The organism is Baekduia sp. (genome assembly GCF_035996765.1).
GTDB lineage: Bacteria > Actinomycetota > Thermoleophilia > Solirubrobacterales > Solirubrobacteraceae > Baekduia.
This window is the reverse complement of record NZ_DASYJG010000053.1, coordinates 1-21476: the sequence shown is the minus strand read 5'-3', so window position 1 is coordinate 21476 and position 21476 is coordinate 1. Positions and strand designations below refer to the sequence as shown.

At 71.6% G+C, this 21476-nt stretch carries 19 protein-coding genes; 18 read left to right on the top strand and 1 reads right to left on the bottom strand.

Annotated elements, in window-relative coordinates; translation table 11 throughout:
• Positions 1 to 87: 87 nt before the first annotated feature.
• From VGO10_RS12400 to VGO10_RS12365, 8 genes are all read left to right on the top strand, one after another.
• Entirely contained in the window at positions 88 to 837 is a 750-nt protein-coding gene (locus tag VGO10_RS12400; protein WP_327468716.1) for a response regulator transcription factor, read from the top strand.
• Positions 834 to 1520 carry a sensor histidine kinase gene (locus tag VGO10_RS12395; RefSeq protein WP_327468713.1) on the top strand — a complete coding sequence of 229 codons (687 nt, stop codon included), beginning with the start codon at positions 834 to 836 and terminating at the stop codon, positions 1518 to 1520. The genes VGO10_RS12400 and VGO10_RS12395 overlap by 4 nt, the downstream gene beginning before the upstream one ends.
• Entirely contained in the window at positions 1517 to 2200 is a 684-nt protein-coding gene (gene cpaB / locus VGO10_RS12390) for a Flp pilus assembly protein CpaB (protein ID WP_327468711.1), read from the top strand. The genes VGO10_RS12395 and cpaB overlap by 4 nt, the downstream gene beginning before the upstream one ends.
• 164 nt (positions 2201 to 2364) lie before the next feature.
• Positions 2365 to 3795 (top strand): IPT/TIG domain-containing protein, encoded by a 1431-nt coding sequence (locus VGO10_RS12385; RefSeq protein WP_327468709.1) that lies wholly within the window; start codon positions 2365 to 2367, stop codon positions 3793 to 3795.
• Positions 3796 to 3998: 203 nt separating this feature from the next.
• Complete coding sequence (locus VGO10_RS12380; RefSeq protein WP_327468707.1) at positions 3999 to 5177, top strand: CpaF family protein; 1179 nt, start codon at positions 3999 to 4001, stop codon at positions 5175 to 5177.
• 96 nt (positions 5178 to 5273) lie between these two features.
• Positions 5274 to 6125: a type II secretion system F family protein gene (locus VGO10_RS12375; RefSeq protein WP_327468706.1), complete on the top strand. Its 852-nt coding sequence runs from the start codon at positions 5274 to 5276 to the stop codon at positions 6123 to 6125.
• Between the two features lie 46 nt (positions 6126 to 6171).
• Positions 6172 to 7080, top strand: a complete 909-nt coding sequence (locus VGO10_RS12370; protein WP_327468704.1) for a type II secretion system F family protein — start codon at positions 6172 to 6174, stop codon at positions 7078 to 7080.
• Between the two features lie 93 nt (positions 7081 to 7173).
• A complete protein-coding gene (locus VGO10_RS12365) occupies positions 7174 to 8262 on the top strand; it encodes a quinolinate phosphoribosyl transferase (RefSeq protein ID WP_327468702.1) in 1089 nt (362 codons plus the stop codon).
• A gap of 34 nt (positions 8263 to 8296) precedes the next feature.
• Here VGO10_RS12365 and VGO10_RS12360 read toward each other — a convergent pair whose 3' ends face one another.
• Positions 8297 to 9886, bottom strand: coding sequence for a DUF3352 domain-containing protein (locus VGO10_RS12360; RefSeq protein ID WP_327468700.1), 1590 nt, complete (start codon positions 9884 to 9886; stop codon positions 8297 to 8299).
• A gap of 388 nt (positions 9887 to 10274) precedes the next feature.
• On the opposite strand from VGO10_RS12360, the gene VGO10_RS12355 reads away from it, so the two are divergent.
• The 10 genes from VGO10_RS12355 to VGO10_RS12310 all read left to right on the top strand — a co-directional run.
• On the top strand, positions 10275 to 10721 hold the full coding sequence (locus VGO10_RS12355) for a hypothetical protein (protein ID WP_327468698.1): 447 nt from the start codon (positions 10275 to 10277) through the stop codon (positions 10719 to 10721).
• A 20-nt stretch (positions 10722 to 10741) separates the two neighbouring features.
• A complete protein-coding gene (gene rsmH / locus VGO10_RS12350; RefSeq protein WP_327468696.1) occupies positions 10742 to 11692 on the top strand; it encodes a 16S rRNA (cytosine(1402)-N(4))-methyltransferase RsmH in 951 nt (316 codons plus the stop codon).
• Complete coding sequence (locus VGO10_RS12345; protein ID WP_327468694.1) at positions 11689 to 12573, top strand: hypothetical protein; 885 nt, start codon at positions 11689 to 11691, stop codon at positions 12571 to 12573. The genes rsmH and VGO10_RS12345 overlap by 4 nt, the downstream gene beginning before the upstream one ends.
• 6 nt (positions 12574 to 12579) lie before the next feature.
• Positions 12580 to 14247, top strand: coding sequence for a penicillin-binding protein 2 (locus VGO10_RS12340; protein WP_327468692.1), 1668 nt, complete (start codon positions 12580 to 12582; stop codon positions 14245 to 14247).
• Between the two features lie 108 nt (positions 14248 to 14355).
• Complete coding sequence (locus VGO10_RS12335; protein WP_327468690.1) at positions 14356 to 15780, top strand: UDP-N-acetylmuramoyl-L-alanyl-D-glutamate--2,6-diaminopimelate ligase; 1425 nt, start codon at positions 14356 to 14358, stop codon at positions 15778 to 15780.
• The gene (locus tag VGO10_RS12330; protein WP_327468688.1) at positions 15761 to 17065 is read left to right on the top strand and encodes a UDP-N-acetylmuramoyl-tripeptide--D-alanyl-D-alanine ligase; all 1305 of its coding nucleotides are present in this window, start codon (positions 15761 to 15763) and stop codon (positions 17063 to 17065) included. Before VGO10_RS12335 ends, VGO10_RS12330 begins: the two co-directional genes overlap by 20 nt.
• Positions 17065 to 18033, top strand: a complete 969-nt coding sequence (gene mraY, locus VGO10_RS12325; RefSeq protein ID WP_327468686.1) for a phospho-N-acetylmuramoyl-pentapeptide-transferase — start codon at positions 17065 to 17067, stop codon at positions 18031 to 18033. Before VGO10_RS12330 ends, mraY begins: the two co-directional genes overlap by 1 nt.
• A gap of 447 nt (positions 18034 to 18480) precedes the next feature.
• Positions 18481 to 19809, top strand: coding sequence for a UDP-N-acetylmuramoyl-L-alanine--D-glutamate ligase (gene murD, locus VGO10_RS12320; protein ID WP_327468684.1), 1329 nt, complete (start codon positions 18481 to 18483; stop codon positions 19807 to 19809).
• A gap of 6 nt (positions 19810 to 19815) precedes the next feature.
• Positions 19816 to 21048 carry a putative lipid II flippase FtsW gene (gene ftsW, locus VGO10_RS12315; RefSeq protein ID WP_327468682.1) on the top strand — a complete coding sequence of 411 codons (1233 nt, stop codon included), beginning with the start codon at positions 19816 to 19818 and terminating at the stop codon, positions 21046 to 21048.
• Positions 21008 to 21476, top strand: a 469-nt coding sequence (locus VGO10_RS12310) for a UDP-N-acetylglucosamine--N-acetylmuramyl-(pentapeptide) pyrophosphoryl-undecaprenol N-acetylglucosamine transferase (RefSeq protein ID WP_327468680.1), incomplete at its 3' end; no start/stop codon positions are given. The genes ftsW and VGO10_RS12310, both read left to right, overlap by 41 nt.

Below are 21476 nucleotides of genomic sequence, written 5' to 3'. Positions count from 1 at the left end.
CAGTCCGAGGGGTTTCGGGGTGTCCGGGCAGGCCCCTGCTTCCGGGCCGAGGGGGGCGAGTTCTGCAACGCCGCGCCCTAAGGGGGCATGACCCACGACACGCCCGCCACCATCCTCGTGGCCGAGGACGACGCCACGACGCGGACGTTCCTGGCCGACGAGCTGACCGCCGACGGCTGCGACCTGCTGATCGCCGAGACGGCTGCGGACGCCGTACGTCTGCTGGAGACGAAATATCCGGACCTCGCGGTGCTCGACGTGGGCTTGCCCGACGGCTCCGGGTTGGAGATCGTCCGGCGCGTCCGTGCTGCCGATGGCCTTGCGAGCCGCATCGATCCGCAGACGCCGCTGCTGGTGTTGAGCGGCCGCTGCGGCGACACCGATCGCGTCCGCGCCTTTGAGGCGGGCGGAGACGATTTTCTGGCGAAGCCGTTCCTCTATGCAGAATTGCGCGCGCGGGTTCGTGCGCTGCTGCGTCGCTCCGAGGGCCGCCGTCGGGGCGGTCGCGTGCGCGTCGGTGCGCTGGAGCTCGATCCGGCTTCGCGCACCGTTCGCGTCGGCGGCCAGCCGGTCGAGCTGACACAGACCGAGTTCTCGCTGCTGCGCGTTCTGGCGTCGGCGCCCACCACCGTGCACACCAAGGCTGAGCTCTTGCGGACGATCTGGGGTTACCGCGCGGTGAGCGAGACGAGGACTTTGGACAGCCATGCCTGTCGTTTGCGGAGCAAGCTCGGCGTCGGCGGCGACCGCTACGTCCTCAACGTCTGGGGTGTCGGCTACCGCCTCGTCGACGACCTGGGCCTGGATGCGGGCCTCAGCGGCCTGGTGGCGGCATGACGGGCGTGCTTGTCCTGACGAGCGCCGTGGTGCTGGCGCTGGCGGCCGCGGTACACGGGCGCTGGACCGTGCGCGCGCTGCGTGAGCGTGCCGCCCGTGTCGCTCACGAGGTGCGTGGGCCGCTGACGGCCGCGCACCTCGCACTCCACGGAGCGGCCCGACGCGGCGACGTGGGCCCGGTGCTCGTCGCCGCGCTGGAGTTGGAGCTGCGCCGGGCGGCGCTCGCGCTCGAGGATCCGTCGGCGGCGCGCCCCCGGGACGTCGACCTCCACGAGCTGTTGACCGTCCAGCTCCAGACCTGGCGGGATGTCGCTGCGGCTAACGGTCGGACGCTGACGCTGGAGCCCGGCCCAGACACGGCCCTCGTCCATGCCGATGCGCTCCGCCTCGGTCAGGCACTGAGTAATGTGATCGCCAATGCGATCGAGCATGGCGACGGGCAGATCGTGATCCGCACGGTCCGGATCGGCGATCGGATCCGGGTCGAGGTCACCGATGATGGCCCGGGCCTGCCGGCCTCCGTCGCGGAGCTCTCGCGCCGCCCACGTGCCGGCCGTGGGGCCCGTGGCCGGGGCCTGGCGATCACGCGCACGGTTCTCGCCCACTGCGGCGGCCGCATCTCCGCGCTGACGACCGCGCCCGGCGTGGCCATCGAGCTGCCGCTCGGCGGTCGGTCCGCATGACCCACGGCCGGCGCGCTGCCGTCCTCGTGGGTCTGGCGCTGCTGCTCGGCGGCCTCGCCGCCTCCGACGTGGCGGGGCGCGAGGCCGCGCTGCGTCGGGCCGTCGGGCCATCCGTGCCGGTCGTCGTGGTTCGCAGTCGCGTCGCGGCGGGCGCCGCGCTCGACGCGCGCCACCTCGCCATCCGTCGTGTGCCGGCGCGCTTCGCGCCCGCCGTTGCCTATGCGTCGGTCAGCGCGCTGGCCGGCACGCGGGCGGCCGTCGCGTTGGAGCCGGGCGAGGACGTCGTGCCGTCGTCGGTCGATGACGGCACGCGCGCGGTCGGCGCGCCGGTCCGTCCCGGCGAGCGCGTGGCGGAACTCGTGGCGCGTGGCTCCGCCGAGCTGATCCGGCCCGGTGGCCGCGTCGACGTCCTCGTCACGCGGGAGCGCGGTGATGGCAGCGGCGCGACGACCGTCGCGCTGGAGGACGCCGAGGTGCTTGCCGCGCACGTCGCGGCTGCCGGCGATGGTGCGGATGCCGTCGGGGACCGTGTCGCGGTGTCACTGCGCGTCACCGTGCGCCAGGCGGTCTATCTCGCGGCGGCCCAGTCCTTTGCGCGCGAGCTGCGCCTGCTGCCCCGCGCGGCCGGCGACCGGCGGCATGGCCTGGCCGGGACGACGGTGGGATCCGACCTCCGATGAGCACCTCGAACGAGCGCCGCCACGTCTTCCCACGGACGTCAGGACGCCATCGGCCACCCGTCCACGCGGGGGTCCCCACCTCAAGGGTCGCCCCACGCGACCGATACCCCGGGCCGAGGCTACTCATGCTGCGATCTCTTCGTTCCCTTTCTCTCGTCCTCGCCGTGGCCAGTCTTCTGGCCCCCGCGGTTGCCAACGCGGCTTCCAAGCCGAAGCCCGTCTATCCGACGATCTCGAGCATCTCCCCGCGCAAGCTCACGATCTCGGAGAAGCTGACGATCAAGGGCACGCATCTCAGTGCCGGGAAGGCCAAGAGCAGCGTCGCGTTCTACCGTGCCGGCAAGCCGGTCGTCTTCGTCAAGGCCGATTCCTCGACGAGCACCAAGGTCGTCGTGACCGTCCCGCCCAAGGTCGCCGGCCTGCTGGCTCAGCGCGATGGCCTCGGAGTTGCCACCCAGCTCCGGCTGCGCGTCGTCGCGACGAAGATGAGCAAGAGCTGGACCAAGAACAGCCGCTCGCCGGTCGTGAGCCCGCTGCCCGGCGCCGACGCGGCGCCCGGCACCGCGGCGGCCGCGCAGCAGGCCGCCGCGCTGGCATACAAGACCTGTCAGGAGCAGGCCGCAGCCGCGCCCGCCGCTGACGCCGACAGCGATGGCATCGCCAACGGCACCGAGATCCAATACAGCCTCGATCCCTGCACCGCGGACACCGACGGTGACGGCTTGATCGACGGCTACGAGTTCTGGTCGGCGGTCGACCTCAACGGCGCTGCGGTCCCCTACCCGGGCAAGCGCCCGTGGCCGAACCCGCTCGATCCGACCGACACCAACTACGACTTCGACGGCGACGGCCTCCTGCTGTGGCAGGAGTACAAGCTCTGGAAGGCCGGCGGCACCGGCTTCCCGCTGACGCAATACAGCGACGGCACCCAGAACACCGGGGGCACGCAGCCGGTCATCACGCAGGCCCAGCGGTACCTCGATCTGGACGGTGACGGCAACCTCACCGACGACGAGCGCGACTTCGACGGCGACGGCCTCTCCAACAACGTCGAGTTCAACTTCCGCGGGACCCAGGCCTGGTGGAAGGGCATCGACTGGCACGTCCCGCCGCCGCACGGCAGCGGCAACAGCTACATCGAGCCGATGTACACCCTGCGCGCGTTCGCGGACCCCGATCCGGTCGACGCCGACAGCGACGGCGACGGGATCCTCGACGGCGCCGACGACCAGGACAACGACGGCTGGTCGAACTTCGCCGAGATGCAGCTCAGCCGTTACCAGACCGGCTACCGGGTCCATCCGTTCAACCCGTGCCTGCCGAATCCGCACTCCCTGACGTGCAGCCGCTACATCCCGCTCAGCGGTACGGCATGGCCGCCGTTTGACAAGGTGAGCGACACGGCGACGAGCGGCATGCCCGGCGAGGCGATCCCGTTCGCATGGCCCTTCGTGGTGTGGGACGACTACCACAACGCCGTTCTTGCCGATCCGACGGCGGCCGACCACTACGTCGGCACGGTCTTCGGTCCCTGGACGCCGTCGCCCTCGTTCGCTGAGGCGTGGGATTACTCCAGCGGCCCGCAGGGTCCGTAAGCGGCCTCAGCACAGCACCACTCTCGGCATCGCGGCCGGGCGGATCACTCCGCCCGGCCGCTGCTGTTAACGGTCCCCGCCCGCCCCGCCCGCCCCGCCCGCCCCGCCCGCCCCCACCGGCCCGCCGCGATGGTCTCGTCAGCACGGACGTCCGCGCCCTGACCACGCAGGGGTGAGTTCCGCCGTCCCGTGCCTAAGGAGGCGTGGACCGCGCCCTGGACGACCTTGCCGATCAGCTTCGCGATCGCCTGCTGACCGAGGCTGACGGCGGCGGTGCGCCGCTCACCGAGCGCATCCGCCTGCTGGTCGATCGCGAGGCGGGGCTGCTCGACGCGTCGACGCGCTCAGAGCTCGTCGCCCGAGTCGCCCGCCGCTCGTTCGGCCTCGGTCCGCTGGAGCCGCTGCTGGCCGACCCCGATGTAGACGAGATCATGGTCAACGGTGCGGGACCCGACGCCTCGGTCTGGGTGGAGCGCGCCGGCTGCCTGGAGGCCACGACCGTCGCCTTCGCCGATGAGGCCGAGCTGCGACATGCGATCGAACGCATCCTCGCGCCGTTGGGTCGGCGCGTCGACGAGGCTGAGCCGATGGTCGATGCAAGGCTGCCCGATGGCTCGCGAATTAACGTGGTGCTGCCCCCACTGGCGGTCGACGGCCCGCTGCTGACGATTCGCCGCTTTCGGCCGACGCCATTGGACGCCGCCGAGCTGATCGCGCGCGGCACGTGGTCGTCGCCGCTGCGGGATTTCCTCGCGCGGGCGGTCCGGGCCCGGCTCAACATCCTGATCAGCGGCGGCACGGGTTCGGGCAAGACCACCACCTTGGGGGTGTTGTCCTCGTTCATCGCCGCAGGCGATCGGATCGTGACGATCGAGGACACCGCCGAGCTGCGCCTCCAACAACCCCATGTCCTCCGTCTCGAAGGCCGCCCGCCGAACGTCGAGGGTCGGGGCGAGATCACCATGCGTCACCTGTTGCGCAACGCCTTGCGGATGCGTCCGGACCGGATCGTCATCGGGGAGTTTCGCGGTGGCGAGGCGCTGGAGATGTTGGCGGCGATGACGACCGGCCACGACGGGTCGCTTTCCACCGTCCACGCCGGCTCGCCCGGGGAGGCCTTGCGCCGCGTCGAGACCCTGGCGCTGATGGCCGATGTCGATCTCCCGCTGCCCGCGATTCGCGAGCAGATCGCCGACGCCCTCGATCTCATCGTCCATCAGGCCCGCTTCCCCGACGGCCGCCGTCAGGTGACCGCCGTGACCGAGGTCGTCCGCATCGCCGCCGGTCCCGCCACACGCGACATCTACACCTACAACACCACCAGACCGCGCTGGCGTGCCGCGCTGTCGGAGGAGCTTGCATCCCGGCTGGAGGCCGCATGACCCGTCAATCCCGTCCAAGCGAGTCCATCGTCATGCGGTCAGCCGCATGACGCATCAATCCCGTGCAAGCGAGTCCATTGTCATGCGGTCAGCGGCGTGACCGGCCCGCTGCTTGCCGCCACGGCGGCGATGCTCGGCGTCTTTGGCGCGTGGGAGACGCTGACGCTCATTGAACAGCTCCGCCCGGCGCGAGCCGTCGGCCGTGCGCTGGCACCGCTGCGGTTGGCCGGCAGGGTCGGGCGCATGCCGACGGTGCCGGAGCGACGGCGCCTGGCGATCATCGGTGCGGGCGCGCTGCTGGTCGCGGGCTGGCTGCTGGCGGGACCGGTGGCGGGGTTCGCGCTTGCGGCCGCTGGTCCTGCGGCCGTCGGCCCGGTGCTTGCCGCGCGACACCGCCGCTGGCGACGGGCGCTGGGCGACGGTGCGCCCGGCGTCGCGCGGGCCTTGGCCGATGCGCTTGCCGGCGGCCACGCGATTCGCGGCGCGCTCGAAGGGCTCGGCGCAGACAGTCTGCCGGGCGTCGCGGGGGCCGAGCTGCGCACCGTTGCCCACCGGCTCGCCCTCGGCGTGCCAACGGAGGAGGTCCTGATCGGCCTGCGCGATCGTGCAGCCCATCCCGCTTGGGACACGCTCGTCGCCGCGATCCTCCTGCAGCGCGAAGCCGGCGGGGATCTCGCCGCGCTGCTGCGGTCGATCGCCGAGGCGGCCGAGCACGCTCGTCGGGTCGAGGCTGACGCTCGCGGTCTCACCGCCCAAGCCCGTGCGACAGCTCGCCTGGTTGCGGGCTTGCCCTGCGCCGCGCTGGCCCTGGGTGAGCTGCTCGCGCCTGGCACCCTCGGCGCGCTCGTTGCCGATGCGCGCTCTCGTCTCCTGCTGCTGGCGGGCATGGCGCTCGCCGGCGTGGCGCTGGCGGCGATCGGTCGTATCGCGCGCGTGGGTGGATCATGACCATTGCCTTGGTCGCACCCTGTGCCGGCGCGGTGGTGGGGGCGTCGTGACGATCGCCTTGGCGGCGCTCGCCGGCATGCTCCTGGCGGCTGGGCTCACTGATCTGGCCGCGGTCATCGAGGCACGTCGCACCACCGCGCGCGTTGCCTCAGCACGTGGGTCAACGACGTCGGCGCCTGGTGGCTCGCGGACGGCCCGTGGCAGGTCGCGGACGGCCCGTGGCGGCTCGCGGGCGGCTCGTGGCGTCGCGATGCTGGCCCGCCTCGGTCGGCGGCTCGGCGTCCCTGCGCCGCCCGGCGAGCTCGATGCGCGGCTGGCGGCAGCCGGCCTGGGATCGGCGGTGCGCACCGCCGATGCGATGGCGGTCAAGGGCGGGGCCGGCGCCGCCGTTGCCCTCGCCGCGGCGCCGGCGCTTGCCGCGTTGCCGCTGCGCATGACCATCGTTGCGCTCCCGGCCGTGGCCGCGGCCGGTTTCTTCGCGCCGGACCTGTGGCTCGCCCGTCGGGCCGGGCGCCGTGCCGCCCGGGCTGGGGTGGAGCTCGCCGATGTGCTCGACCTCCTGCGGGTCGCGATCGTCGCGGGGCTTCCGGTCAGCCGCGCGCTGACGGAGGTCGGCCGGCGCCGCGGCGGGCTCGTCGCGACCGAATTGCGGATCGTCTCTGAGCGGCTGGCGCTCGGCGTTCCGCGCGCCGACGCCCTCGCTGCGCTGCGACGTAGCCTTCCGCTGCCGGCCATCGGGTTGCTCACCGCCGCCATCGCTCGCGCCGATCGCCACGGCGCGCCGCTGGCGCCGGCGCTGACCGCGCTTGCCCAAGCGGCGCGGGCCGATCGCACTCGCGCCCTCCATGAGCAGGCCGCACGCGCCGCGCCGCGGATCCAGCTGGCCGTCGCGCTGCTGCTCGTCCCCGCGGTGCTCCTCGTGGTCGCGGCCGGCCTCGTGCATGGGCTCGCGTGATGCGCGGCAATCGCGTGCGCCGGCGTTATGGGCCGGACGCCACGGCCCCGCCCTGGCGCGTCACGCCGAGCGCGACCCACTAGGTTCGGGCCGATGGCATCGGACCCACAGCGGCTCGACCCCGCCACGTTCCAGCTGCCGGTCGGCCGGCTGCGGGCGGGCTACTACAGCGATGCGTACTTCACCTCCACCAAGGAGTTGCTCGAAGCCCAGGATCGCCATCCGCGCGTCCTGATGCAGGTCTTCCAGAAGCAGGAGTCGCTGCTCGGAGGTGTCGACGAGGCGATCGCCGTGCTGAAGGTCGGCGCCGGGCGCGTGGGGCCTGACGGCGTCTGGTTGTCCGCGTGGGATGACCTCGTCGTCCATGCCCTCCACGAGGGCGACGCCATCGCGCCGCGCGAGACCGTGCTGACGATCGAGGGCGACTACACCCAGTTCGCGCATCTGGAGACGGTCTACCTGGGCTGCATGGCGCGCCGGTCGCTGGTGATGCGCAACGTCCGCGCCGTGGTCGACGCCGCGCGCGGCAAGGAGATCCTGTTCTTCCCGGCCCGCCACGACCACTGGCTGGTGCAGACCGGCGATGGCTGGGCCGCGCATGTGGCCGGCGCGATCGGCGTCTCGACCGACGCGCAGGCCTCGTGGTGGGGCGGCCGTGGCGTGGGCACCGTGCCACATGCGCTCATCGCCGCGTTCGGCGGCGACACCGTCGCGGCGGCGCGCGCGTTCGCTGACCGCTATCGCGATCGCATCAACGTCACGGTCCTCGTCGACTTCGACAACCACTCTGCGCGCACGGCCGTCGCGGTCGCCGATGCGCTCGGCGACGCGCTCTGGGGCGTCCGCCTCGACACCGCCGAGACGCTCGTCGACGAGGCGCTCGCCGACCTCGGCGACGCGGCACCGCGCGGCGTCAACGTCGAGCTCGCCCGCCGTGTCCGCGCCGCCCTCGACGCTGCCGGCCACCAACGCGTGAAGATCGTCGCCTCCGGCGGCTTCGACGCCGAGAAGATCCGGCGCTTCGAGACCGAGGGCGCGCCCGTCGACGCCTACGGCGTCGGCTCCTCGCTGCTGCGCGGCCAGAACGACTTCACGGCCGACATCGTCGCCGTCGACGGCGCCCCGGTCGCCAAGGTCGGCCGTCAAGCGCGGCCGAACCCGCGCCTCGTGCGCGTGCCGTAAGCGCCGGCACGCGCACCAGCAACCCGCGGTTCCGCTACGGCACCGCGACCGCGACCTTCAGCCGCGTCACGTCGCCGTCTGACGACATGCCCGCCGCCGCCGGCCCGAAGGCGTCCAGCGTCGGCTTGGCCTTCACGAAGTCCTTGTCATCGCCCACGACGGCCGACAAGAACTTGACCAAGCCCGGCGTGTCGAGGAACAGCGACGGCTTGGCGCCTTCCAACAGCCCCGCCGCGGTCTTGAACGGCTCCGAGTCGCCGAGCTTGCCCGAAGGGTTCAAGGCGTCAGCCAGCGCGTCCTTGCCGTAGGCGACCACGAACTTGTCGTCCTTGGCCGCGACCTGGATGCCGTCAGGGGCGGGGCCGCCAACGTCGACCGAGAAGCCCTCGGCGCCCGACGTGCCGGCGCCGCTCAGCGCAGCCGTCTTGACGTTCAACCCTGCCAGCAGCTTGCGCAGCGTTCCGATCGACTTCCGCGACGCCGCCGGGTCCTTGGACTGGACGACCAGCGCGCCGCCGAGATCGTCCTTCGACGTGCCGCGGACGAACAGCGCCGCGTCGCCCATCCAGGACAGCAGGTCCTTCTGCACGTCGATGCCGAGCTGCGACTGCAACCCCTGCAACAACGTTGCCGGATCGATGCCGCCCGTGGCGCCCGAGTCACCGAGCGTGCCGATGGCCTTGGTGATCGTGCCGCCGACGTCGCCGACGCCGATGCTCAGCCACGAGCCCGCAGGCACGGCCGCCGCTGCGCCCGGCCCGTCGCCGCTGCCGACCTTCGTCTTGAGCCCGATCGCCGCGGCGTCGATGCGCACCGCGTTGCTCGCCACGTCGAGCTTCGCCGCCACCGACTGCAGCCCGCTGCCGGTCAAGAAGCCCTTGAACATCTTCAGCTGCGCGGCGTCGATGCCCGCGGTCTTCCCCGACGCGGCGCCGACCGCCAGGTCGAAGAACCGGCCCGGATCGGCGTAGACGAAGCCAAGCCCGTCGGTGCCCACCGTCTCGCGCGCCTTCTTGAACGTCACGGAGCTGGCCAACGTGTCGCCCGACCGCGCGTCGATCGCCGACTTAAAGCCACGCTCGGTTCCCAGGACCACGGCGTGGTCGACGACCGCCACCGCCAGGTCGTCATCCGCCTTGTAGCGGTACTTGACCCCGCGGTACTCACGGTCGCTCCCGCCCTTGCGGCCGTCGACGAACTTCTGCGCCGCGCCGTCGTCCTTGCTCGCGATCGCCGCGACGACGTCGGGATCCTTGCCGCCGGTGCCGATGCCGGTGATCGCCAGGCCCGCGCGCTGCCCGAGCCACGGCGCGATGTCCTGCTCGTAGCTGGCGCCGTCGTCCTTGAGCCCCTTGTCGATCAGCCCGACGATCTTGCCGCCCGGGTCGGCGGTCCGCAGGATCTTGCCGGCGACCGTGGTCGCGTTGGTCTTCAGCTCCCCCGTGGGCTGGACCTGCGCCTCGACGTAGACCGGGGCCGAGGCGGGCAGGAACGCCGCGGGGTCGGCGCCGGCGTTGCCGCTGCTCGAGCTGGAGGAGCTGTCGCCGCAGCCGGCGATCGGGACCGCTATGGCTGCGAGGACCGCCAACGCAGGGAGAACGCGGGGCAGGAAAGAGGAGCGCATGAAGCGAATCCTACGGCGGTCGGCTGCCGTGGGAGGCACCGCTCGATCGGTCGTCCAGACCGTCTCACGCGCTCTCACCGCAGGCACACGCCGCGGACGGAACGGCGTGAATTCCGCAATCGCCGCTGCGTGCCGGCGTTTTGCAACGCCGGATGCGTTTCTGGCCAAACGTTCTCCCACCGCGTCCCACCGCCGGAAAGCCCGTCTCCATGCGGTTTTTCCACCGTTCTTGGCGCCGCGGCGGTCCGAATGTGGGGAAATGTGTGGGATAGGTGTTGCATCGTGGGGGAGAGTGGGATAGAACGCCACCTACGGACCGGGGTGGAGGAGCTCCTCCCACTCCTCCACCCCGGCCCTTCTTCTTCTTTCACGCGATGCGCCCGTCCTCATGGACACCTCGTTCACCGGTCAAGCCGACTACACCCTCGACGCCAAGAACCGCCTCACGGTTCCTGCGCGCTACCGGGGCGCGCTCGAAGGTGGCCTCGTCCTCGCCAAGGACATCGAGCCCTGCGTCGCGATCTGGCCGACCGCCGGCTACGACGACTTCCGTCGCGCGGCGCTGCAGGACGTGCACCCGATGAGCCAGCGCGGGCGCAAGATCATGACCTTCCTCTCTGCCAACTCGACGCCCGCGGGCCTCGACAGCGCCGGCCGCGTGCCGCTGCAGCCGTTCCTCATGGACCACGGCAAGCTCACGCGCGAGGTGACCGTCGTCGGTGCCGGCGACCACCTGCAGCTCTGGAACCGCGACGCCTGGACCGCTTACAACGACCAGCTCGCGGCCGACATCTTCGACATCTCGGCGGCGTTTGACGCGCCGGCCACCGCGTGATGCTCACTATCCCTTATGACATGACCGCCTCCCACGTCCCGGTCCTCGCCGGCGAGCTGATCGAGGCGCTGGATCCGCAGCCGGGCCAAGTCGCCATCGACTGCACCTTCGGCGCCGGCGGGCACGCCCGCCTGATCGCCGAGCGGCTCGGCCCGACCGGCACGCTGATCGCGATCGACCGCGACCCGGTCGCCGCATCGCACTTCGAGGCGCTCGCCGCCGAGGTGGGCTGCACGACCCGCTTCGTCCACGCCTCCTTCGCCGACGGCCTGCGCGAGCTGCTGGCCGAGGGCATCCGCGCCGACCTCGTCTACGTGGACCTCGGCATCTCCTCGATGCAGGTCGACACCTGGGAGCGCGGGTTCTCCTACAGCTACGACGCGCCGCTGGACATGCGCATGGACACCGAGCAGGAGCTCGACGCGCGCACGGTCCTCAACACGTGGGAGGTGCGCCGGATCGCGCAGTTGCTGCGCGAGTACGGCGACGAGCGCTACGCCTCCCAGATCGCCCGCGCGATCGGCCGCGTGCGCGAGGAGCAGGAGATCGAGACGACCAGCCAGCTCGTCGACATCATCAACAACTCGATCCCCGTCAAGGCGCGCTTCGCCGGTGGCCACCCCGCCAAGCGCAGCTTCCAGGCGATCCGGATCGCGGTGAACGACGAGCTCGGCCAGGTCGACGCGGCGCTGCCGCTCGCCTGGCAGATCCTGCGGACCAATGGTCGCTTTGCAGGCATTTCGTTCCACAGCGGCGAAGATCGGCGCGTGAAGCGCTTCCTCGCCGCACGTGCCGAAGGCTGCACGTGCCCGCCGCAACTTCCGGTCTGCGTCTGCGGACGCACGCCCGAGGCGGAGCTGATCGGCCGGGGCATCGCCCCATCGGCCGGCGAGATCGCCAGCAACCCCCGTTCGGCGTCCGCCCGGATGCGCGCCGCTCGCAAGCTCAGGGAAGAGGAAGACGCCGTATGACCCCTCCAGCCGCAACCGCCGCCGGTCGCACGCTCACCCGTCCGGTCGCTCCACGGGCGCCGAGGCGCGTCTCCGGCCCGGCCGCTCGGCCGCGCCGCGGCGCCGACGCTCCTCGCGCCCGCCGCGCGCCCACGCCCGACCCCTTCATCCTGCGCGCGCTGCACCGCTCCCGCGCGCTCGCCGACTCCCGCTTCCTCGATCGCCTGATCCGCGGTCGCCTCTGGATCCCGATCGTCGCCGCCGGCCTCATGGGGATCGTCTTCATGCAGGTCTCGATGCTCAAGCTCAACGCCGGCATCGGCCGCGCGGTGCAGAGCGCCGCGACGCTGGAGCGCCAGAACACCAACTTGCGCGCCGCCGTGTCGGGCATGGAGTCGGGCACCCGGATCGACGACGCGGCACGCCACCTCGGCATGGTCGTGCCGGCTGACGGCAGCACGCACTACGTGACGGCCGCGGTCCGCGGCCTGGCGACCGCGGCGGCCCAGCGCATGACCTCGGCCGACGCCGAGGCCATCGCCCGCTCGAAGGCCGCGACCGCGCTGGCCGCGGGGCAGACGACGGGCGCCGCGCTGACCGCGGCCGCCACCGGCGCCGCCGTGACGCAGACGGCGGCCGCGGCCTCGACGACGACGACCGCCACCGCCCCGGCCACGACCCCGACGGGCACCGTCGCCGCGGCGCCCGCTCCGGCGGCGAGCACCGCGCCCGCGGCTGCGACCACCGCGCCGGCGCCTGCCGCGCAGCAGACCACCGGCGCCGCCGCGGCGCCGATCACCGCCCAGAGTCAGACCCCCACACCGGCGCCAACCCCGCAGACCACCGCCACACCCACCACAGCCTCAACCTCCGGTGGCGCGGTGGCGCCCCCGCAGGGGTAGTTCCCGATGGTCTTGGTCGAACGCCGCATCGGCCTCCTCTTCGCGTTCTTCTTGTGCTTGATCCTGCTGGCGGGCATGCGCTCGCTGCAGCTCGGCACGCTGCAGGGCGGCAAGCTCGCCCGCGCCGCAACCAGCCAGCAGGTCACCGAGCCGATCGTGCCCGCCCACCGCGGCACGATCGTCGATCGCCACGGCACCGAGCTCGCCGTCTCCCAAGCCGCTGACGACGTCACGGCCACGCCGTATCTCGTCACCGACGCCGCCAAGGCGGCGACACAGCTGGCGCCGTTGCTGGGCGTCGACGAGAACGTCGTCCTCAAGCAGCTCTCGCGCCGCGACACCGGCTTTGTCTACCTCGGCCATCACGTCCCCGGCGACGCCGCCGACAAGATCCGCGCGCTCAAGATCCCGGGCATCGACTTCACGCCCGGCCAGCGTCGCACCTACCCGCGCGAGTTCCTCGCCTCGCAGGTCCTCGGCGGCGTCAACATGGCGGGCAAGGGGTACGCCGGCGTCGAGTACTCGCTGGACTCCAAGCTCCACGGCACCGACGGCCAGCGGCGAATCGTGCGCGACGGCGTCGGCGAGGACGTCCAGGTCCGCGACATCAAGCGCGCCCAGCCGGGCGACGAGGTCGAGCTGTCGCTGGACGCCAACATCCAGGACGACGTCGAGTCCGTCCTCGGCGGCATCGGCAAGACCTACCGCCCCAAGGGCGCGACGGCGATCGTCACCAACCCGAAGACCGGTGAGATCCTGGCGCTGGCCAACTGGCCGCAGATCAACGCCAACGATCCGTCGGCGGCGCCGGACTACGCGCGGCAGAACCGCGCGGTCGGCATCACCTATGAGCCAGGTTCCACGTTCAAGGCCATCACGGTGGCCGGGGCGCTGGAAGACCACAAGGTCACGCCCGACACCTCCTTCAACCTGCCGCCGCAGATCGTCGTCGCCGATCGCACGATCAAGAACGCCGAGGATCGCGGCTGGGCGACGATGACGACGTCCGACATCCTGGCCCAGTCCGACAACGTCGGCGCGATCACGATCGGCCAGCTGCTCGGCAAGCAGCGCTTTGACTACTACGTCCGCAAGTTCGGCTTCGGCAAGCTCACCGGTACCGACTTGCCGGGCGAGGAGCAGGGCATCGTCCCGCAGCTCAAGAACTACTCGGGCTCCTCGATGGGCAACCTGCCGATCGGTCAGGGCGAGGCCGTCACGCCGATGCAGATCGCCCAGTTCTACGGCGCGATAGCCAACGGCGGCGTCCTGCGCACGCCGCATCTGGTCCGCCGCATCGACGGCCGCATGCAGGCCGAGCCCGCGGCACGCCGGATCATGTCCGCCTCGACGGCCGCGTCGCTGCGCACGATGCTCGAGGGCGTCCTGGCGCCGGGCGGCACCGCGTCAGAGGTCAAGCCGATCCCCGGCTACACATTGGCGGGCAAGACCGGCACGGCGAACAAGATCGACCCGGTCACCCACGAGTACTCGCAGTCGGCCTACGTGGCGTCGTTCGTGGGCTTCGCGCCCGCGCGGAACCCGAAGCTCCTGATCTCGATCATGGTCGACGAGCCCAAGGGCGGGATTTACGGCGGGCAGGTCGCGGCGCCAGCGTTCGGCAAGATCGCCAGCTTCGCCCTGCAGTACCAGAAGATCCCCCCGTCGAAGTAGAAGGTCGGAGGGGTGGCGGAGGCGACCCCCAGTGGGCTGGGCCTGGACGGGCCGGCCGTGTCGCCGCAGCCGGGTCCCCAGGCCGTGTCTCTCGCTATGGTCGCCGCGATGCTCTTGGGCGACCTCTTCGCGGACCCCACGCTCCCGCACATCGACGTCGCCGCGCTGGCCTACGACGCGCGCGCCGTCCAGCCTGGAACCGCCTTCTTCTGCGTGCGCGGCTTCAGGGCCGACGGCCATCGCTACGCACCCGAGGCGGTTGCCAACGGCGCGGTCGCGCTGGTCGTCGACCATCCGCTGGATCTCCCCGTGCCCCAGGTGCTCGTCGAGGATGTCCGCACGGCGATGGCGCCTGCCGCCGCGCGCCTGGCCGGCGATCCCACCGCCGAGCTGGCGATGGTCGGGATCACGGGCACCAACGGCAAGACCACCACCTCGTATCTGACGCGCGCGCTGCTGGAGGCCGCCGGGCGCCAGACGGGGCTGATCGGGACCGTGACGTCGTGGGTCGGCGGCACCGAGCACCCGGTCGTGCGCACGACGCCCGAGGCGATCGACCTGCAGCGCACGTTTCGTGCGATGCGCGATGGCAGCGACGACTCCGCGGTGATGGAGGTCTCCTCGCACGCGCTCGCGCTGCATCGCGCCGACGCGATCCACTGGGACGTCGCCGCGTTCACCAACCTCACCCAGGACCACCTCGACTTCCATGCCGACATGGAGGACTACTTCCTGGCCAAGCGGCGGCTGTTCGAGGTGGCTTCCGAGCAGGGCGCCACGCTGATCGCCTGCGTCGACGACCCTTACGGCGCGCGGCTCGCGCAGGACTTCCGCCAAGCGGTGACGATCGGGATTGACACGCCCGATGCAGCGGTGCGCGCGACCGAGCTGCGGGCCGGGCCGGCGTCGACCCACTTCACGGTCGACGGCGTCGCGCTCCGCGCGCCCCTGCCCGGGCGCTTCAACGTCCTCAACGCGCTGGTCGCCCTGGCCGCGGCGCGCGCCTTGGGCGTGGACGACGCGACGATCGCGGCCGCGCTGCCTGGCGCCGGCGGCGTGCCCGGGCGCTTCGAGCCCGTCGACGAGGGCCAGGAGTTCGCGGTCATCGTGGACTACGCGCACAAGCCCGACGCGCTCGACAACGTCCTGCGCACCGCGCGCGAGCTGGCCACGCGCCGTCTGATCGTCGTCGTTGGCGCCGGCGGCGACCGTGACCGCGGCAAGCGCCCGCTGATGGGCGCGGCGGCCGCGCAGCACGCCGACGCGGTCGTCATCACCTCCGACAACCCGCGCAGCGAGGATCCGGAGGCGATCATCGCCGCGATCGCGGAAGGCGCCGGCGCAGAGGCGGTGCGGATCGTCGACCGCCACGAGGCGATTGACCACGCGATCGGCCTCGCCGAGCCGGGCGACGTCGTCGTCATCGCCGGCAAGGGCCACGAGACCTACCAGGAGATCGCCGGCGGCGTGAAGCTGGACTTCGACGACCGCGAGGTCGCCCGGGAGGCGCTGCGTGCGCGGCTGGGACGCTGAACGGATCGCCGCCGCCGCAGGTGCGCGGCTCGTCGAGCCTGGCGCGTCCGCTAGCGGGCCGTCGCGGGCCGTCATCGACTCGCGCCGCGCGGGTCCGGGTGATCTCTTCGTCGGGCTGCCTGGAGAGCGGGTCGATGGCGGGCGCTTTGCCACCGAAGTGTTGGCCGCGGGTGCCTGGGGCGTCCTGGTCGGTGAGCAATGGGCCGGAACCGACGGCGACGGCGTCGTGCTCGTCGCGGCCGATCCCCTGGTCGCGCTGCAGCGGCTGGCCACCGCGTGGCGGCGCGAGCTCGGCGCGCAGGTCATCGGCGTCACCGGCTCGACCGGCAAGACCTCCACCAAGGACCTGCTTGCCGCGATGGTCGACCAGCAGCGCCGCGTGGTCGCCACGCCGCTGAACCTCAACACCGAGATCGGACTCCCACTGACGGTCCTCAGCGCACCGGAGGGGACCGAGGTGCTCGTGTTAGAGATGGCGATGCGTGGGGCCGGTCAGATCGCCGAGCTCGTCGCGATCGCCGAGCCCGACGTCGGCGTCGTCGTCAACGTCGGGCCCGTCCACCTGGAGCTGTTGGGCACCATCGAGGCGATCGCCGCCACCAAGGCCGAGCTGATCGAGGGGCTGCAGCCGGGCGGGACGGCAATCGTGCCGGTCGATGAGCCGCTGCTCGCGACCCATCTCGCAACGCTGCCGGAGGGCGTCACGACCGTGACGTTCGGGCCCGGGGGCGACGTGGACGAGCTGCCGGAGGGTCTCGAACTCCGGGTGGGTGGAGATCGTCTCAGCGCCCACATGCGGTCCAACGCCTTGGCGGCGTTGGCCGCCGCGCGGGCGGTCGGTGTCGAGCCGACAGGGCGCCTGGACGTCGCGCTGAGCGAGCTCCGCGGCCAGCGCCGAGAGCTGCCCGGCGGGCTCGTCGTCATCGACGACTGCTACAACGCCAACCCGATGTCGATGCGCGCCGCTCTCGACGACCTTGCCGCGTCCACGTCTGGACGTCGCGTCGCCGTGCTCGGTGACATGCTCGAGTTAGGGCCCGACGAGGTGCGCTTTCACGAGGAGATCGGCGTCCACGCCCGCGGCGCGGGGCTCGATCTGCTGGTGACCGTCGGCCCGCTGGCCACCGCGATGGGCCCGGCGTTTGGCGGCACGACGATCGCGGTCGACCGCGCCGTCGACGTCGTTGGCGCGCTCCGCCCGCTGCTGGCGCCCGGCGACACCGTCCTGGTCAAGGCATCGCGCGGCGTCGGCCTCGAGGTCGTCGCCCAGGGGCTGGCCGCCTGATGGGCGAGGTCCTGATCGCCGGGATGGCGTCGCTGCTGATCTGCATCTTCCTCAGCCCCTCGTTCATCTCCTATCTGCGGCGCCGTGAGTTCGGCCAGAACATCCGCGAGGAGGGGCCCGAGGGCCATCACGAGAAGGCCGGCACGCCCACGATGGGCGGCATCATCATCTTCACGGCGATCTCGGTGCCGTTCCTGTTGTTGAGTGACTACGACTGGCGCTCGGTCGGCGTCTACGCGGTCGCGATGTTGTCCGCCTTGCTCGGCTTCGCCGACGACTTCACCAAGATCATCCGGCGCCGGTCGCTGGGGCTCAGCGGGAAGGCCAAGCTCGGCGGCCAGGTCGCGATCTCGTTGTTGTTGTGGTACATCGCGACCCAAAAGGCCGACCTGCCCGCGACACTGCGGCTGCGGACGATCGACGCGACCGTCGACCTGGGGATCTTCTACCCGCTGTTCATCTACCTGGTGGTGGCAGGGACGACCAACGCGGTGAACCTGACGGATGGGCTGGACGGGCTGGCGGCGGGCTGCGCGGCGATCGTGTTGTTGGCCTACATCGGGATCACGTTCATCACCAGCGGGCAGGACGACCTCTCGCTGCTCGCGGGCTGCCTGGTCGGCGCCTGCGTCGGCTTCTTGTGGTTCAACGCGTTCCCGGCGACGATCTTCATGGGGGACACGGGGTCGCTGGGCTTAGGCGGCGCGGTCGCCGGCCTGGCGGTGATGACCAAGACGGAGGAGCTGCTGATCCTGTTGGGCGGGATCTTCGTCGTCGAGGCGCTGAGCGTGCTGATCCAGGTCTTCTCCTTCCAGACCTTTCGCAAGCGCGTGTTCTTGATGGCCCCGATCCACCATCACTTCGAGATCATGGGGTGGTCGGAGACCAAGATCATCCTGCGCTTCTGGATCATCGCTGCGGTGTGTGCGGCGAGTGGGTTCACGATTTACCAGCAGTCGATCTCCTAGCTTCTGACGTGGTTGGCGCTCAGCTCGGGCGCTGACCCTCGCGCGCACCGTGGTCTGTCGGCACCGAGGAGAGCGAGCGGGGTAGGAGTCCGCGGCGTTGGCTCGTCGTCCGTGGCCCGGATCGCGGGACAGCGGGGGCGTTCGGGCACGAATCGTAGATGCGCCGCGGTCCGTGTCGTCTGGTGTCCCACATAGGGACACTCGCCGACCCGGATCTCTGATTCGGCCCCGAATCTCGCGAGGGCGCCGATTCGGCCCCGATTCCGCCGGCCCTGGCGCTCGCGGACGACGAGTCCCGCACCGAGTCGTCATCTCCGCTCGCTCTCCTCGGTGCCGACAGACCACGTCGCGCAGCACCAAAGACGCAGCGCACTGGGCGTCACCAACGCATGCGCCACCATCCTCCTAGGACCACAACCGCCCCAGCCACTACCGTCCCGGCCGTCGATGGCCCCGCGTCCACCACTCCCACCCGGTCCCTACCTCGTCGTCGGCCTCGCCCGCTCCGGCCAGGCGGCTGCCGCGCTGTTGTATCAACGCGGCGAGGCGGTCATCGCTGTCGACTCCGCACCCACCGAGCGCTTGCCGAGCGTTGAGCTCCCGTCTGACGTCGAGCTCCACGCCGGCACCGACGGCGTGGCGCTCCTGGAGCGCGTCCGTGCGGTCGTCAAGTCCCCCGGCGTCCCCGCCACCGCGCCTGTCGTCACTGCCGCCCGCGAGCGCGACATCCCCGTCCTCGGCGAGCTGGAGCTCGCCTGGCGCTGCGTCCCCAACGAGGTGATCGCGGTCACGGGCACCAACGGCAAGACGACGACCGTCGAGCTGCTCGGCCACCTGCACCGTGAGGCCGGCATCCCGGTTGCTGTCGTCGGCAACGTCGGGACCGCGTATTCGTCCCTGGCGTTCGACGACAACAAGCCGGCAGACGACGCCGTCGTCGTCTGCGAGGCCTCGTCCTTCCAGCTGGAGGACACCCTCGCGTTCGCCCCCGAGGCCGCCGTCCTGCTCAACCTCGACAGCGATCACCTCGACCGCCACGGCTCGCTGGCCGCCTACCACCAGGCCAAGTTGCAGGTCTTCGCCAACCAGGGCAACGACGACATCGCGGTCGCGTCCGAGGGCCTGAACATCCCAGACCTCGGCGGCTGCGCGCGCCGCGTCTGCTTCGGCGACTCTCCCGAAGACGAGCTGTCGCTGCGGGCCGGCACGCTGTGGTGGGACCAGACGCCCTTGCTGCGCACCGACGAGCTCGTCCTGCGCGGACCCCACAACGTGCACAACGCGATGGCCGCGGCGGCGGTCGCGTTGGCGCGCGGGCTGCCGATCGACGCGGTGCGCAACGGCCTCAAGACGTTCGCCGGCGTGCCGCACCGCCTCGAGGAGGTCGCCGTCCACGACGGCGTCACCTACGTCAACGACTCCAAGGCCACCAACGTGGCCGCGGCGCTCGTCGGCCTCGCGTCGTTCGACGTCCCGGTCCACGCGATCATGGGCGGCCAGGGCAAGGCGGAGGACTACACGCCCCTGCGCGACGCGGTCGCCCGGCATTGTGCCGGGGTCTACCTGATTGGCGCCGAGGCACCCGCGTTGCACGCGGTCCTCGACGGCGCCGCGCCGCTCCGCGACTGCGAGACGCTCGATCGCTCGGTCGCCGCCGCACGCGCGGCAGCCCGCCCAGGCGAGGTCGTCCTGCTGTCACCCGCGTGCGCCTCCTACGACCAGTTCGACAACTTCGAAGTTCGCGGGGAGGCTTTTCGGACGCTGGCGCGAATGTAGGGCCTGATGGCCCGCCGCCGCCATCCCCACCCGATCGAGCACAGCATCTTGATCACCGCCACCCTCTGCCTCCTGGCAGCAGGGGCGGTGATGGTGTTCTCTGCCTCGTCCGCACGCACGCTGCTCTCCGGGCAGGGTGACGGCACGTCGTTCATGGTCAAGTACGTGGCCTACGGCGCTGTCGGCTTCGTGTTGATGCAGCTGATCGCGCGTCGGGGACTCGACCTCGTCCTCAAGGCGACCGTCCCGCTGCTAGCGGGCTCGTTCGTCGCGCTCCTGCTGGTCAAGGTGCCGGGCTTCGGCGTGTCGGTCAACGGCGCGCGCCGCTGGCTCGGCGCGGGGCCGATCGTCTTCCAGCCCTCGGAGGTCATGAAGCTCGCGCTCGTGCTCTACGCGGCCAAGATCCTCGCCGAGCGCCCCGCGCTGCTGCGCCGTCCGCAGAACCTCGGGCCGCTCGCCCTGGTCGCCGGCGGCGCCGTCCTGCTGATCGCCTCCCAGCCCGACCTCGGCACCGCGCTGGTCATCTGCTTCACGATGGCCGCGATGCTCGTCGCCGCGGGCATGCCGATCCGCTGGCTCGGTGCCGCGACCGGCGGCGGAGCGCTGCTGGTCTTGATGTACGCCATGACCGCGCCCTACCGGCGCGACCGTCTGATGACGTTCCTGGACCCGTGGGCGCACGCGGGCAACGAGGGCTTTCAGTCGGTGCAGGGACAGATCGCGATCGGCTCCGGGCACCTCTTCGGCCGTGGCCTCGGCGAGTCGCTGCAGAAGAACCTGTTCTTGCCCGAGGCCCACACGGACTTCATCCTGGCCATCGTCGGCGAGGAGCTCGGCGTCATCGGAATCTGGGGCATCCTGTTCCTGTATGGGTTGGTCGCCTACGCGGGCCTGCGCGTCGCCAAGAACGCGCGCGGCACCTACGCCAAGCTCCTCGCGGCCGGCATCACCTCGCTCTTCCTCAGCCAGGCGATGTTGAACGTCTTCACGGTGCTGGGCCTCGCGCCGCTGACCGGCGTGCCGCTGCCCTTCATCTCCTATGGGTCGACCAACCTCGTCGTGTTGCTCGCTGGGATGGGCGTTCTGCTGAACGTCGCAAGCGGCGGGAACGTCAAGCTGCAAGCCGTCCCCGATATGGCAGGGTCCCGGAGGCATGCCACCAACGATTCTGATCGCGGCCGGCGGGACAGCCGGGCACGTGGTTCCAGCGCTGGCGGTCGCCGACGCGCTGCGGGCTGAGGCCGGCGCACGCGTCGTCTTCGTCGGCGGCGAGCGCGCCGAGAAGACGCTGGTTCCGGAGGCGGGCTACGAGCTGCGCCCGATCGTGGTGGAGGGGCTGTCACGAACCAACCCGCTGAAGGCCGCCCGCGGCGTGGTGCGCGCCGCCGCCGCGCTGCGCACCGCGCGCAAGATCCTCCGTGACGTGCGTCCCGACGCCGTGATGGGCGGCGGCGGCTACGTCGCCGGGCCGGTCGGCGCGGTGGCCGCGGTCAGCCGGATCCCGCTCGTGCTGACCGAGGCCGACAGCCACCTGGGGCTCACCAACCGGTTGCTCGCGGGGTTCGCCCGCCGGGTCTGCCTGGCCTTTCCGCTGGCGGGACGCGAGGGGGAGAAGTACCGCGTGACGGGGCGGCCGGTGCCCCCGCCGGTGACCGATCGCGATGGCG

What these genes read in the sequence shown, in the direction of transcription:
- VGO10_RS12400 (WP_327468716.1), top strand. Translation starts at nt 88, where the DNA reads ATGACCCACGACACGCCCGCCACCATCCTCGTGGCCGAGGACGACGCC.
- VGO10_RS12395 (WP_327468713.1), top strand. Translation starts at nt 834, where the DNA reads ATGACGGGCGTGCTTGTCCTGACGAGCGCCGTGGTGCTGGCGCTGGCG.
- cpaB (WP_327468711.1), top strand. Translation starts at nt 1,517, where the DNA reads ATGACCCACGGCCGGCGCGCTGCCGTCCTCGTGGGTCTGGCGCTGCTG.
- VGO10_RS12365 (WP_327468702.1), top strand. Translation starts at nt 7,174, where the DNA reads ATGGCATCGGACCCACAGCGGCTCGACCCCGCCACGTTCCAGCTGCCG.
- VGO10_RS12360 (WP_327468700.1), bottom strand. Translation starts at nt 9,886, where the DNA reads ATGCGCTCCTCTTTCCTGCCCCGCGTTCTCCCTGCGTTGGCGGTCCTC.
- VGO10_RS12355 (WP_327468698.1), top strand. Translation starts at nt 10,275, where the DNA reads ATGGACACCTCGTTCACCGGTCAAGCCGACTACACCCTCGACGCCAAG.
- rsmH (WP_327468696.1), top strand. Translation starts at nt 10,742, where the DNA reads ATGACCGCCTCCCACGTCCCGGTCCTCGCCGGCGAGCTGATCGAGGCG.
- VGO10_RS12345 (WP_327468694.1), top strand. Translation starts at nt 11,689, where the DNA reads ATGACCCCTCCAGCCGCAACCGCCGCCGGTCGCACGCTCACCCGTCCG.
- VGO10_RS12340 (WP_327468692.1), top strand. Translation starts at nt 12,580, where the DNA reads ATGGTCTTGGTCGAACGCCGCATCGGCCTCCTCTTCGCGTTCTTCTTG.
- VGO10_RS12335 (WP_327468690.1), top strand. Translation starts at nt 14,356, where the DNA reads ATGCTCTTGGGCGACCTCTTCGCGGACCCCACGCTCCCGCACATCGAC.
- mraY (WP_327468686.1), top strand. Translation starts at nt 17,065, where the DNA reads ATGGGCGAGGTCCTGATCGCCGGGATGGCGTCGCTGCTGATCTGCATC.
- murD (WP_327468684.1), top strand. Translation starts at nt 18,481, where the DNA reads ATGGCCCCGCGTCCACCACTCCCACCCGGTCCCTACCTCGTCGTCGGC.
- ftsW (WP_327468682.1), top strand. Translation starts at nt 19,816, where the DNA reads ATGGCCCGCCGCCGCCATCCCCACCCGATCGAGCACAGCATCTTGATC.